Raw genomic sequence first — 13651 nt, forward strand, 5'->3', positions numbered from 1 at the left:
CGGAAGGTTGCTCTGCGACTAACTAGCAACCACCGACCCACTCGCGAATACGTCAGCCGGCATGGGGCGGTGCAGATTCCAGGTAATCGAGATCGGCCGCTCACCTTGGTGGCTGACGAGATCCACCTTGCCCAGGAAGATGAACGGCTCGGCGCCGATGTCACCGTTGGGCCGGTCGCGAACGAACAGCAAGACCTTGCCATCCGCGCCGCTCGTCCCGAGGAGCCGTCGACCAAGCTTGGAATCAACTGTGGTGTTGTTCGGAGACTCCCAGTGAAACGTCTCGCGCGATATCGGGAAGTCGCGGTACATCGTGGTGGGACTGAACTGCCCTTCGTCTTTGTGAAGGTTGACGAACAACGCGCCAGTCGCACCGTCATCCGTCCAGACGACACCGGTTGCTTGTCCGTAGGCCTTGCGCGTCAACGACGCCCACCCGATGGCAGCCAGGACCTCTTCGCGTCGATAGTGCACGTGGGTAAATAGCGGGAGGTCGTCGGCATCCATCGGTTCCGGGACATGTCTGATCTGGTCAGTAGTGACGTCGAGGATCTGACCAATCTCCTCGCAGATGGCGGGGTTGGCCTGCAGATGCCGGAGACCGGCGTCGTAGTCATCGAGGTCGCCGCGGTCAGGCCACAGGAGGAAGAACAGCATGCGGGCGTATGCCTGTTCACGGGGTGACAGCTCGTCGTAGCGCGGGCCGCCCTGTTGGGCGATCTTTCGGTACACGCCTGCCCGCTCGAGATCATCGACGTGCGTCATGATCCGTATCCGCCGGAGCAGAGCTTCTTCGCCGGGGCCCGTTTCAGGCGTTGCGATGTGGGCATCGCGGGCCAGTGCAGTCCAGGATTTGCCGGCGGTGCCCCCGTACACGTCGACTAGGTCGTGACCGGACTCTGTGAGGTACTCCTGCAGCGTGCGCGGCTTGTGCGAGGCGATGCTGGCGACGAGGTCAGCCCGACGGTTCAGGCGGATCGTTTGCTTGATGCTCTCGGTGATGATGTCCTGGGCAACTTTGTCGAGGACCAAGCGGCTACCGCCGGGGAGAAACGGGAAGTCTTCGCTGATCTCGTTCAGAAGTCGTCCACGGCTGGATCCAGTGAGTGCGCGAAACTTGTTTTCAAAGCGAAACTCTCGACGTTGTTGCCCAATGAAGTCGAGGACGGTCAGCACTGCTTTGGTCTTCGTGCGCCGAAGTCCGCGGCCCAGCTGCTGAAGGAAGATCGTCGCACTCTGCGTGGGTCGTAGTAGCAGGATGGTGTCGACGTCAGGGATGTCGAGACCTTCGTTGAAGACGTCCACGCCGAACAGACATTGCACCTCGCCGGCCCTCAGATTGGCGAACGCTGCCGCGCGTTCGACGGGACTGGTATCAGCGGACACAGCCACCGATTTCACCCCTTGTTGGGTGAACCGATGAGCCATGTACTCCGCGTGCGCAATCGACACGCAGAAGCCGAGCGCACGCATCCTGGTGGGATCGCTGACTTTGTCACGCAGAGCTTGCAGGACCAGCCGGGTGCGGGCGTCGTTGCCGGTGTACAGGTTCGACAAATCGGTGATGCGGTAGTCGCCGCGCGACCAGGTGATCGATCGCAGGTCGGTGTTGTCAGCCACGCCGTAGTAATGGAACGGACACAGCAGGTCCTGCTCGAGCGCATCCCACAGCCGCAACTCGTAAGCGACGCGGCCGTCGAACCAGGCAAAGACGTCCCGGCCATCGGTGCGTTCTGGGGTTGCGGTCAGACCGAGAAGCTCCGCTGGCCGGACATGGTTCAGCAGCCGCTTGTAGGTCGCTGCTTCGGCGTGATGAAACTCGTCGACGACGACCACATCGAACTGGCCTGGATCGATGCTGTCGAGTGCTGTCGCGTTCAGAGATTGAATGCTCGCGAAGACGTGCTTCCAGTCAGTAGGTCGGGCGCCACCCACGAAGAGTTCACCGAAGTTGGCGTCTGCGAGTACTTCTCGGTACATCCGAAGCGACTGTTCGAGAATCTCTTTGCGATGCGCCACGAAGAGCAGCGGAAGCCGTCGGCCCGCTCGATCGCACAAACCTCGGTAGTCCAGTGCTGCGACGACCGTCTTGCCGGTGCCCGTCGCCGCGACGACGAGGTTGCGGTGACGGTCGTGCACCTGCCGTTCGACGTCGAGAGCTTCGAGAATGCGTTCCTGATGCGGGTACGGCCGCACGTCGAGACCGGAAACCGTGAGCGTCTGCCGTCCCTGGGTATTGCCGCCGGCCTCTGCGAGCGCGCGGTCGAGTAGGTCGGCATCGGTGGACGGGTCGTAGTCTTTGAACGCTGGATCGTTCCAGTAGGTATCGAAGGTGGCTTCGAACTTCCTCACCAGGGAGGGAGTGCTGACACCTGATATCCGTACGTTCCACTCCAGCCCGTCGACCATCGCGGACCTCGAGAGGTTCGAGCTACCGACGTACCCGGTATCAAAGCCGCTACGGCGACGGAACAACCACGCCTTGGCGTGCAAACGGGTGGAGGCAGTCTCGTAACGGATCTTGACGTGTGCGCCGTACTTGGTGACCAGAGTGTCGAGGGCACGGCGCTCGGTAGCGCCGCGGTACGTCGTCGTCAAGACGCGCGGACGGATGCCGCGTTCGTGTAGAGCGGCCAGTTGCTGGCCGAGCACCGAGATCCCCGCGAACCGGATGAAGGCGCACAGAAGATCCACCTGGTCGGCACTTGCGAGTTCATGCGCGACCTCGCCGGCCATGTTCGACTCACCCTTGGTGTTGGTGAGCAGGGCGACTTCCGAGAGTGGAGTTGCTGGCCGCAGCAGCTTAGGTTCGTCGACGCCGCGGAGTGCCACCAGGAGTTCGGGTCGAAGCACTTCGTCGTCGATTTCGCCGAGGTAACCCAGAAGCTCGTTGGCTCGTGCAAGCTGGTCCGCCGGCCTGAGTGCGCTGAGATGTCGAACAAGCGCGTCGGCGAGATGCCGGCTGAGCACCGTCGGGGCATCACCGTCGGCGATGTCGGCAAAATCGGGAACGAGCGGTTGGTCCTGCACATCCGCGTCGACTCGTCGCGTATGGAGCAACTCGTAAATACCGCGGGGGAGTGGTTCGTTCACCCTTGGAGTAGATCACGCGGTGCCGACGCGGTGGGACGTTCCACCCGCGAAACTGTAACGACTGATTCTGTCGGATCGATCTGCGAGAGTGGCAGTTCGGATAACGCAAAGGAGCGTCGATGACCGAGAGCGGCCCAACGGTTGAGCAGTCTCTGACCGAGGTGGTCTGGGATCTGCTCGATGCGGATTCCGGACTCGACGAGCAATCGAAGTATGCGGTGATCGCGGCCCTCGAGAGCGGCGGAGCACTGCGAGAGCAAATTGACGGTACTGCCGCTCCGGTGGAACGCCCGTCGGCTAGCGATGCTGAGGTAGTCGAGCCGCTGGGCGCCTATCTGAAGTCGATCACCGTCGCCGGCTTTCGGGGGATCGGTCCGCGGGCAACTCTGGAGGTGTCGCCCTATCCGGGAATCACTGTGATCAGCGGCCGGAACGGTTCCGGGAAGTCGAGCTTTGCGGAAGGTCTCGAGTTCGCTCTCACTGGCGAGAGCTATCGGTGGCGCAACAAGCGAGCGAAGATGTGGGCCGACAGCTGGCGAAATCTGCATCAGGGCAACCCCTGTGAGGTCCGAGTCGAGTTTGCCGTCCCGGGAGCGAAGGTCACCACTGCCGGCGTTGACTGGGCCGACGGTGCTGACCTGGCGGGCAGCGAGACCTGGACTCAAGTTGCGGGCGCGAAACGGCAGCCAGGCACAAGCAGTCTGGGTTGGTCGAATGCACTCGACATCTACCGACCGCTGCTGACCTACGACGAGATCGGGGGCTTACTCGATCAGGAGCCGTCGAAGCTTTACGACGCGCTCGCAACACTGCTGGGGCTCGAGGAGATCCAGGACGCCGAGAAGCGCCTTGCGGATCTGTTGAGCGAACGCAAACAGCCCCGAGCGGTTGCGACCAATGCTCTGCGAGACCTCAAAGTCACTCTGCAGGGTGCCGGCGACGCACGTGCTGTGGACGCCGCAAAGCTGTTGAAGAAGCGGCAGCCAGATCTCGACGCGGTGACCGCTCTGGTGAGTGGCGCCGATTCCCCGCAGACGATTCTAGTGGCGAAGCTACGCGCGATCGCGGAGATCTCAGTGCCAGATCTCGACGATGTCGTTTCAGCGACAACAACACTGCGGCAGCGAGAATCGAAGGCGCTCGAGCTGGCTGATCAAGCCCTCGACGCGGCCGAGCATAGGTCGACGTTGCTTCGGCAGGCGTTGTCGTATCGCGACATCGTCGACGACGAGCAGTGCCCGGTGTGCGGCGTGGGCGTGCTCGACGACGGGTGGAAGCAACACACACGAGATTTCCTAGCCTCCGAAGACCAGCGGCTGAGCGACTACCGCACCGCGCAGGCCGAGCTGAAACAGGCGCGCGCCGCCGCCGAAGCGCTGCTTTCTGGGTTGGCCGGTGTCGCGCCGATCGACGGGGTGCAGCTGCCATCACTCGGGGCTTACTCGGCAGCGGTCGCCGATGCCCGTGCTCGGCCTAGCGATGTCGCTCTTGCTGACCACGCCGACCAGGTAATGCCGATGGTTGCCGAAGCTTCGGCTGAGCTACAGGCCGAGGCAACCGCCGCCGCAGAGGCTCTCGAGGATGCGTGGGCTCCCATCGCAGCGAAGATCAACGGTTGGCTCAGCCTCGAGCACACCGCCCGCAGCAGCGACGACGTCGTTGCACGTCTGGACGCGGCCAAGAAGTGGGTGACCGCTAACGCCAACGTGCTTCGCAATCAGCGCATGCAACCGATCGCCGACCGAGCGCGCGAGATCTGGTCACAGCTACGCCAAGAGAGCAACGTCGATATCAGCTCGATCACCCTGCAGGGCGCGCGAACCCATCGGAAAGCCGTGCTCGAAGGAAGCGTGGACGGTCAGCCCGCAGCGGCGTTGACGGTCATGAGCCAGGGAGAGCTGCATGCCCTGGCCCTTGCGTTGTTCATCCCGCGGGCGACCGCGCAAGCGAGCCCGTTCCGGTTCATCGTTCTCGACGATCCCATTCAGGCCATGGACCCAGCCAAGATCGATGGATTCATCAGTGTGCTGCGCACACTCGCCGAGAACCGCCAGGTCATCGTCTTTTCGCACGACGACCGTCTGGCAGCGTCGATTCGCCAGCTCGGCGTTCCTGCCCAGCTCCTGGAGGTGACCCGCGAGACCGGATCATCGATCACGGTCAAGACTGCAGAGAACCCGGCCAAGCGATACGCCAACGACGCCTTCGCGTTGGTCGCTGATGAACACGTGGGCGACGACATCAAGCGGCGCGCCGCTCCCGGACTGTTTCGATTGGCACTGGAATCAGCTGCGCAGCAGGTTTTCTACGCGAAACGTGCAGCAGCGGGCCAGCCGCACGACGAGTCCGAGGTGGAGTGGGAACTCCACAAGAAGACGAATCAGCGCGTGGCGCTGGCAGTCCACGGAGACGCGAAGGCTGACATAGCGGCGTGGCGGTCGTATCGCAAACACCGATTCCCGGCTCTCTCAATTAGCAACAGGGGCTCCCACGGTGACATCGCGAGTCTGTCGAAAGACGACGTCGGGGACCTGCACAAGACAGTCAACGACATTCTGGCGGAGCTGTGACGGGGTCTTCGGTTGCGCAGTTGTTGCGAGAGTCGGAACGGATCCTGAACGGCGCTACCGGGCCAGGTTCCGGCAACTCAGCGCGACTAGCCGCCTTTGTCGCCCGTCAGGCGGTGGAGGCACTCGTCGATGAGCGGCTGAAAGTCGTTGGTGCCGAGTGTGCGGGCGCGTCGATGAGGACGCGGCTTGCCATACTGCGGTCGCTCGACGGGGCAGAGCGGACAGCGCGGGCTGAGTTTGCGTGGAATCAGCTCAGCGCTTGTTGTCACCATCACGCGTATGAGTTAGCGCCCACGGTGGGAGAGGTACGCGTGCTGTGTGAGCGTGTGGTGGAGCTGGCAACACCAGCGGGATCTTCGCAGCCGGGTGCGAAGGTGTGAATCAATCCAGGGAGCGACGACACAGTGATGCAGGTGCTGGGAGTCGATGTGGTCGTGGGCTCGTGCGGAGAAATCGTTTTGGCGGGTATTCATAGCGCGGCCCCGGTTTATTGCGACGCCGTCTGAGCCCTGCGGATTACTCACTACGCGTCAGTCATTCACGCCCTCAGGATGAATCATTGCCACGAGCACCATGCGGCCGAATTGTCAGGGGCGAATGATAATTTCTACCCACCGACGAAAGGTGGTGCCGTTGAGCGACGTACAGCAGTCGCCCCGGGGATGTTCCTTGGCGATCATGATCCTCATCATCGCAGGACTTGCTCTGTATCTTGGAGAAGCACTGCTAAGGGCAATGTTTGGGCAGTACGGCGCCGGATCCGCTATCGCTTCATGGTGTGGAATCGCTGTCTTCTTGGGTGTGTTGTGGTCCGCGGCTCATATTCGGCGTATCGAAAATGGCGGTTCGCCGGGCGGCCGTGTCGGCGGTCTAGAACATAGGCTCCGCGACGCTACCGTGGAGGAGATCCGAGCGGAACTGGAAGTCGAACGTTCGGGTCAGAGAGCCGCGCGACTGGAGATCAAGGAATTGGCCAAGCGCGGGGACTCCCTGACGTCCGAGGAAGCGGCTGAGCTTCGCGCTCTGACCCTGCAGCGACAAGTACACGTCCGCAACATCAACCAGTTGCGTTCCGAGCTCCGTCGGCGAACGTAGCACTTAGTGGATGCGGCGTCGTCCTCGTCAGCACGGGGGCACCCGGTCTGAACGGCGAGCACGCTAGATTCGTCCAGTGACTGCGAGTACTGGCCATCTGTTCGTTGTTCTAGGACGCCTCGAAGCTATCGCTCACGATGTGGCGATCATTCCGACCGACGCTGCCTTCCATTTGACCTCTGCCTGGGAAGGGATCGTCGGTAAGTCGGCGGAGGCCGCGCGGCCCAAGGAGTGGCCGGGCCGTGGGTTCGAACCGAGTGTCAACGACGGCAAGGTCTGGTTCATCGATGTCGGCGACATCGCGCGCGGTGAACAAGGGCTGTTGACCACACGCGTGGCGGCGGCATTGTTCGCCATTGCAGACTCCGACCCGGCGATTGGCAAAGGACGCAAACGACTCCGCGTCGCCATCCCGGTTCTTGCGACCAGCGGTGGGGGAATGGATTCCAGCAAAGGCGACGTCCTGGCGCAACTCATTAAGACGCTGACCGTGAGTGCGGCCGAGCTCAGCATCGACGTCGTGCTGGTGACACCTGATCGCGCGATTTTCAGTGCAGCCCAACACCACCGACGAGAGCAGTACCGCTGGCCTTTGAATGATGCCGAGGTGCAGGACGTGGTCAAGCTAGGCAGGCTGGCGCAGCAGGGGCACCTCGCGTTGTTCTTGGGCGCCGGTGTAAGCATCGGGGCGGGTCTGCCCGGGTGGGGTGAGTTGCTCAATGAGCTCGCAGAGCGTTCGACGGTCGAGGTTCCGGACTTGGCGAACTTCCCCGCGCTCGATCAGGCGCAATTGCTGGAGAAGCTGATGCCTGATCTTGGAGCGAGGGTCGCAGACATCGTTTTGAAAGTCACAACGCCGTCGTTGGCCCACGCGCTGTTGGCCGGGCTGGGATGCACGGAGGTCGTCACCACTAACTACGACCAGCTCTACGAAGAGGCGGTGCAAGCGGCAGGGAACGGACCTATCAGCGTACTACCACGGGAAACGACTGCGCCGGAACGCTCTTGGATTCTGAAGATGCACGGAGACGTCAAACGGCCCGAGTCGATAGTGCTTACTCGCCGACGGTTCGTGACCTTCGACGCGACCGCCAAGCCGGCCGGTTCACTCCTCCAATCGATGCTCCTCACGAAGCATCTGCTGGTTGTCGGCGCATCGCTGACCGACGACAATGTCTCGCGCTTGACGTTAGAGGTCGACGAGTTCCGCAAGGCCAACAAACTGACGGGCGAGTTCGGCACATTCTTGGACGTCTCCGACGACCCGACCCGCAAACTGCTGTGGAGTGACCAGTTGGATTGGATCAGTTGCCAGGGATCGGACACCGCCGACCGTGTCCGGCAGATGGAGATTTTCTTGGACGCGGTGGCCGCGCACGCGTCCACGGACGCTTCATGGCTTCTCGACGAGCGGTTCGACGGACTGCTCGAACAGGATGCTCAAGCGGTCGCCGCTGCCGCGCGCACGTTGTTGACCGCTGCTGAGAACGTTACGGATGCGACGATGAAGCCGCTCGTGGACGCGCTCAGGGACCTCGGCGTAGGCGGTCGCTAGCTTCGAAGATGAACGCCGTCTTGTTATGCAGCGCTATTCGTGGAGCAGCTTTGATGCCTGCGCGACAGCCGATTCAAATCTTTCCCGTCCGCCAGCGGAATTAAGCCCACGATCTGAGCAGTGGGGGATCTTCCCGGGAAGAACGAGAATGTCGCGGTCGATCGTGGTGCGGTCCCATCCGTCCCGTGCAGCGACCCCAAGCAGCAAGACGAACTCGACACGAGGACACAGATCCACGAACTGCTCAGCCCACTGCGCGGCTTGAGAGCGCTCCGCGGGCGTCGATCCGCCATTCTTAGCGCCAGCGACAGGGAAGGGGACCACGTTCCAGTGAACTACGTCAGACCACGACACGTTGTGCCGCGCGTATGCCTCGCGGCAGTTGCGGGCGGTTCGATCGTTGTTATCGAGGCTCAGTAGACCGGAGCCGGTTCCGGACTCTGCTTTCGTGATGGATTGTCGAGGAGAACCAGTAACCGCGCGTTCACTCCGCCCTGGTCGGGGTCGACGTAGGGGACGTGACCTCGTGGAAGCCCCTGCGAGTCGGCAATGTTGTCGGCAAGACGGTTCAGCGGTGCGACGTGTGCGTCGCGAATACGCGACATCTTGTCAGCGACGACCGCGGGTTCGGCATTGCGACCGTTGGCCATCCTCGCTCCTATGCACTGGGGTTGGTTCGGTGTGAACGACTTTCATGCTGCAAGCGCAGGGAAGACGACAACCGATCCGTCCAGTTCGCGGACCATCTCGATCGCGACGTCCGGCTGAAGGCTGGCTGCGGTAACGGCCGGTTCCAAGTCGCGCAGCAGAAAGCTGGCGCGGAGCAGCGCGTCGACGTCGCCCGCGGTGAACATGAAGTCGCGCACGCCGTGGGAGCGATCTAGTTTGAGCTGGGACAGACCCGTCAGCACTGCCGCAATCCTCGATTCCAGTTCATTGACCCGTTTTTGGTCGCTCGCGAGTGATCGGACGAAGTTGTTGAAAGGATTGCCGGGGTCCGCCTGCGCGTGCTCAACGGCCTGAAGCACGATCACTCGCCTCTTGAGTGCAATGGCGAGTTCGGCGAGCTCGAGGTGAGCGCGGAATTCACCTCCCTCCTCATCGATTCCACTGAACGCTTTGCGCAGCGGATTCAGCTCTGCCCGTCCGTTCTGCAGTCCGGCGAGACCCTTCTCCCAGTTCTTCAGACGCGCTTCCGCATCGGCCAAGCCGATGCTGATGGCGTGCACGGCCGAATCCAGCCCTATAGAAACGCCAACCCGCCCCTGGTCGAGCAAGATGCCTGTCGCCTTGTCGATGGCGTCGCGGCAACCATTGAGGACGCTGCGCTCACGTTGAAGCGCATCGTCGTGAAGCCTCTCGAGCAGGACGGTGATCTTCTCGAGTGCCTGTTGGCGCTTGTGGTCGGCGTGCGCACTGACGCCGACAGCAACGGCCATGAACACCAGGGGAGCAGCCACGGTCAACGCGCCGGCACCCGCAACGGCGACCCCGGCGGTGGCCGCTGATCCACCAGCGGCGCCGGCAGCCGCAGCTTGACCGGCGACGGGGACGAATGTTGCCTGCGCCACGACGCCCGACGGCCCCATGAGGGCACTGTGCACACCACCGGCAGCCGCTTTCGAGGCCATGGGATTGACCATCCCGGCACCAAACTTGGCTGCGACCTTCGCGGGAACGACCATCTTGTAGAGGGCTTCGCCGCCGACGCCGGCGGCCGCTGTGGAACCGGCCTTCGACGTCTGACCAATCAGCTGCGTGAGGTGCGTTGCCAGCGGGCTCGCGCTGTCCAAATGGATGCCCAGGCTTCGGTCAACCTTCAGGGGGAGCGGATGTGCCTCCAAGGTGGCGACTGGTGAATCGGCCATCGCCGCAAGGACAGTTCGCAACTCGTTGAGGCGCTCGGGGGTCATAGATAGGTCGGCCATGAGCGTAGGCACCGTGACGTCCTGGGTGGCCAGGGTCCATACCGGAACTATATTTTCGTCGCTATCGACCACCGTGTGCCTTCCTCGCATCCTGCTCTGTCCGCTCAGGCTATTCGAGCATGGTGACACTGGGTATCGCCGGTCGGTTACAACGACGATCGTTTGCACATGTATCGATTCCGGGGACGCGTAATTGGCCTGCTCGATTGAGGGCTTATTGCGATGCGATACACGGTCCGGCACCGACACGTTCGCCAGCTGGTGGCTGCCGCCCAACGAACCGCGGGCGTCGAGTTCGCTCGCTTCCCTCGGTGGTTCAAGGCCTTGCCCGCAGACATCGACGTCTCGAACTGCATCCACCGTGACGACGGCCTCGTGCTGCTTTATGCCGGGATCAGTCCGAGCAAACCGTCCTCGGTTGGAGTAGCCAGTAAGCAGAACATCCGACGGCGAATCAAACTCCACTACGCAGGAGACGCATCGGTCTCCACCCTGCGAAAGTCACTGGGGTGCTTGCTGTCCGAGGAGTTGGGTATTCGACTCAGGCGCGTAGGTCCCACTGAACGAATGAAGTTCGGTGAAGGCGAAGGTCGGCTGTCGGAGTGGATGGCCCACAACGCATTTGTTTCGTGGATCATCCACCCCGAGCCTTGGCTCCTGGAGGACGAGCTGATCGAGACCGTCCATCTCCCGCTGAACATCGATGGCGCGAGCGGCCCTTTCCGGCCAACCCTGCGAGCTGCCCGCAGAGCGGCCGTCGCGACGGCAAACGAACTACCGGTTATCGCTCAGTGAGGTCGGAGACCAGCTAAGCCGGCCGAGTCGGCACCGTCGCGATCAGCACGCGCTCGTCTCACCGATCTTCACAACGGACAACACCGCGTCACCTTCGGTGATTGCCACACCGGGTTCTGGAGACTGGCCCACGACGACCCAGTTGCTGTCGTTCACCTGCATGCGTCCCTCGCCGGTGGCGTCTTCACTTCGGGAGTAGAAGACTCCGTTGTCCTGGATGAGGTTTTGTGCTGCCTGAAGATTCATGCACACCACCGCCGGCATGATGCCGCCCGCGGGTGCCGCGGACGTGGTTGTCGGTGCGACCGGCGCCGGTGCTGCCGTCTCGGCGGTGGTGGTTGGCGTCGGCTGAACGGTCACGGTGCTCGGCGCGACGGTGACCGTCGAGGCCGATGACGTGGTCGTGGTGGTGGCTTCCTTGTCGTCTGAGCAGCCGGCCACTCCGGCGACCCCGAGCAGCAGGACGGCGGCACCGATACCGCTGACCATCCACGACCGCCTGGCCTTCCGGTGCGGCGCCCGCCGAGTCCGCTGATCAGCATTTGAATCGTGCGACGGTGACGGTGACGGGCGTGTGTTCATGGGGCAACTCTCTGTTGAGGAAAAGCTGAGGGGGTGCGCATGTTCCGAGGCGCGGCTCACTACACGGGGTGCGCCGAGACATGTTCGTGGGAAACCCATGTCGCGGATCGAGATTCGAGGCCCGAAAGGTATAGCACGCGACAGCGACAGCGCCGTGGCATAGCCAAGGGCAGACGCGCTTCCATCGCTGACCTGAGGTTCACCGCGAAGAACGTCGCAGTTCGAACTGCGCCAGATAATTCCAAGGTCCGCTCGTACGATCAGACGATATCGGTGGGCTGGTCAGGTTGTTAGCGTCGGCTAGTGATTACGCGTCCGCTGCTGCCCGTGCGCCCGAGACGCGTGATGTGGTTGGCGCTCGCTGCGATCGTCATCGTGGTGATGTCGGCGTGCACGTCCGCAGATAATGGCCAAGCGGTTCCGGATCAGTCGAACGCGGCGCCGAAGATCACCGCCGACATCCCGCCGACCGCGCTCGTGATTGACGCCTCCGATTCGATGCTCACCGACGATGCACCCGGGTTGCGGATCGAAGCCGCGAAGCGGGCAGCGAACACTCTCGTTGATGCATTGCCAGCCGATTCCGAGTTGGCGATCCTCACCTACGGGACCGGCACGGGGAACAGCCCGGCCGAGTACGGTGCGGGTTGCCTAGACGTGACGGAGATCGTCCCGTTGGGTGCGCTGGATGTGGCGGGTTCACACGACGCGATCAATGAGCTTGTGCCACGTGGCTATACCCCGATCGCCGAATCACTGCGACGGGCAGCGGCCGTGCTAACGACGGATACTCCCGCAGCCATTGTGCTGATCTCCGACGGTGAGGACATCTGCGCCGACCCTCCGTGTGAGGTCGCCCGCCAACTCAAACTCGACCATCCCGAGCTGGAGATCTCGACGGTCGGTTTCAAAACGCAGGGACAGGCCTCGGCGGACCTGAAGTGCATCGCCGACGCCACCGGTGGCGTGTTTGTGACCGCCGCGAACCCGGCCCAGCTCGAGGCTCGTCTGCTCGCCACCCAGAACTCCGACGCCTCCGCCAGCGCACTCAACGGCGACACCCTGCAAGGCATCACTCTGGGTCAGACCCTGGCCGATATCAGAGTTCAGCACAACGACTTCCCGGCCGGTGGGACTCGGCGCGGCGACCAAACAATCATCATCTGGGCCGACTGCGAATGGATCTTCGGCCCCGACGGGTCACTGCAGGAAATCAATCCGGGGGACACCGCGCGGACCATCGACGGCCTGACGCTGGGTGACACCGTCGCCGATGCCATCGACCTGTACGGCGAACCTGTCACCGACACGACCGACGGATCCGGCCGCAGCCTCGTGTTCGCGGCTCAACCGGACAGCGACATCGGGTACCGCATCGGGGCCGACGGTGTCGGCAGTGCGGCGATCATCACCTCGATGGTGGTGTGCCGCTGCGTGCCGGGATCTGGTGGGACGGGGTCGACCGCATCGGCGATCGAACGGCCGTTCACCCGATCGGGGGGAACGGCGCCAGGGTGGCTCAAAGACACCACCCGCAACAGTTACGGCTACTTCGGCTGCGACGCCGCAAGTGTCCCTGGCGTCGTCGATGACGGGATCTATTGGTGCTCAGGTCCGTCCGGCGATGGACAGGGACCGTGCGCTCCGACCGTGGGGTCGAATTACGTCTTGTGTGTCACCGACCCGTTCACCAAAACGCTGACCCTGGTGGCCCCGACACGGCCACTGCCGGGAGCGAAACCCGTCGCCGCGTCGCCGGAACTCCCGCTGGGACTGGTCTTGGCCGACGGCACCCAGTGCCGCTACATCAAGAACCGGGGCGTCGCGCCTGGAGGCGGCCGGGCGGGGTGGTCCGCGCCCTACAACTGCGGTGCCCCGCGAGATCAGCTGTTCGTGTGGGCGGGGCAGGGAGCGGACCCGATCGAACGCACCGGTTCCGGCTGGGTCGTGCAGGTCGGGGGACCTGATGCCAACGTCCGCCAGGTGTCGGTGACCGAAGCCGTCTACATCGGATTTGCCCCATGACAGGAGTT

General features: G+C 63.0%; 9 protein-coding genes. 5 read left to right on the forward strand and 4 right to left on the reverse strand.

What is annotated here, in order from left to right:
- Positions 1-18: 18 nt before the first annotated feature.
- Positions 19-3093, reverse strand: a complete 3075-nt coding sequence (locus BFL43_RS05060; RefSeq protein WP_084891388.1) for a DUF3427 domain-containing protein — start codon at positions 3091-3093, stop codon at positions 19-21.
- Positions 3094-3212: 119 nt separating this feature from the next.
- Here BFL43_RS05060 and BFL43_RS05065 point away from each other — a divergent pair, with 119 nt between their 5' ends.
- The 3 genes from BFL43_RS05065 to BFL43_RS05080 all read left to right on the forward strand — a co-directional run bounded on the left by BFL43_RS05065 (position 3213) and on the right by BFL43_RS05080 (position 8313).
- The gene (locus BFL43_RS05065; RefSeq protein WP_084891390.1) at positions 3213-5663 is read left to right on the forward strand and encodes an AAA family ATPase; all 2451 of its coding nucleotides are present in this window, start codon (positions 3213-3215) and stop codon (positions 5661-5663) included.
- An 897-nt stretch (positions 5664-6560) separates the two neighbouring features.
- On the forward strand, positions 6561-6758 hold the full coding sequence (locus BFL43_RS28420) for a hypothetical protein (protein ID WP_143695101.1): 198 nt from the start codon (positions 6561-6563) through the stop codon (positions 6756-6758).
- A 76-nt stretch (positions 6759-6834) separates the two neighbouring features.
- Complete coding sequence (locus tag BFL43_RS05080; protein WP_143695102.1) at positions 6835-8313, forward strand: SIR2 family protein; 1479 nt, start codon at positions 6835-6837, stop codon at positions 8311-8313.
- Between the two features lie 413 nt (positions 8314-8726).
- Here the strand turns inward: BFL43_RS05080 and BFL43_RS29850 are convergent, their stop codons facing one another.
- Both BFL43_RS29850 and BFL43_RS05090 read right to left on the reverse strand, forming a co-directional pair.
- On the reverse strand, positions 8727-8963 hold the full coding sequence (locus tag BFL43_RS29850) for a hypothetical protein (protein WP_346425944.1): 237 nt from the start codon (positions 8961-8963) through the stop codon (positions 8727-8729).
- A gap of 42 nt (positions 8964-9005) precedes the next feature.
- Complete coding sequence (locus tag BFL43_RS05090) at positions 9006-10313, reverse strand: hypothetical protein (protein ID WP_084891443.1); 1308 nt, start codon at positions 10311-10313, stop codon at positions 9006-9008.
- A gap of 150 nt (positions 10314-10463) precedes the next feature.
- Between BFL43_RS05090 and BFL43_RS29855 the strand changes: the two genes are divergently transcribed.
- The gene (locus tag BFL43_RS29855; RefSeq protein ID WP_084891394.1) at positions 10464-11036 is read left to right on the forward strand and encodes a GIY-YIG nuclease family protein; all 573 of its coding nucleotides are present in this window, start codon (positions 10464-10466) and stop codon (positions 11034-11036) included.
- 42 nt (positions 11037-11078) lie between these two features.
- Here the strand turns inward: BFL43_RS29855 and BFL43_RS05100 are convergent, their stop codons facing one another.
- Positions 11079-11618: a PASTA domain-containing protein gene (locus BFL43_RS05100; RefSeq protein ID WP_240498071.1), complete on the reverse strand. Its 540-nt coding sequence runs from the start codon at positions 11616-11618 to the stop codon at positions 11079-11081.
- Between the two features lie 303 nt (positions 11619-11921).
- On the opposite strand from BFL43_RS05100, the gene BFL43_RS05105 reads away from it, so the two are divergent.
- On the forward strand, positions 11922-13643 hold the full coding sequence (locus BFL43_RS05105; protein ID WP_143695103.1) for a VWA domain-containing protein: 1722 nt from the start codon (positions 11922-11924) through the stop codon (positions 13641-13643).
- The last annotated feature ends 8 nt before the right edge of the window (positions 13644-13651 follow it).

Source organism: Williamsia sp. 1135 (genome assembly GCF_002095395.1).
Classification (GTDB): domain Bacteria; phylum Actinomycetota; class Actinomycetes; order Mycobacteriales; family Mycobacteriaceae; genus Williamsia.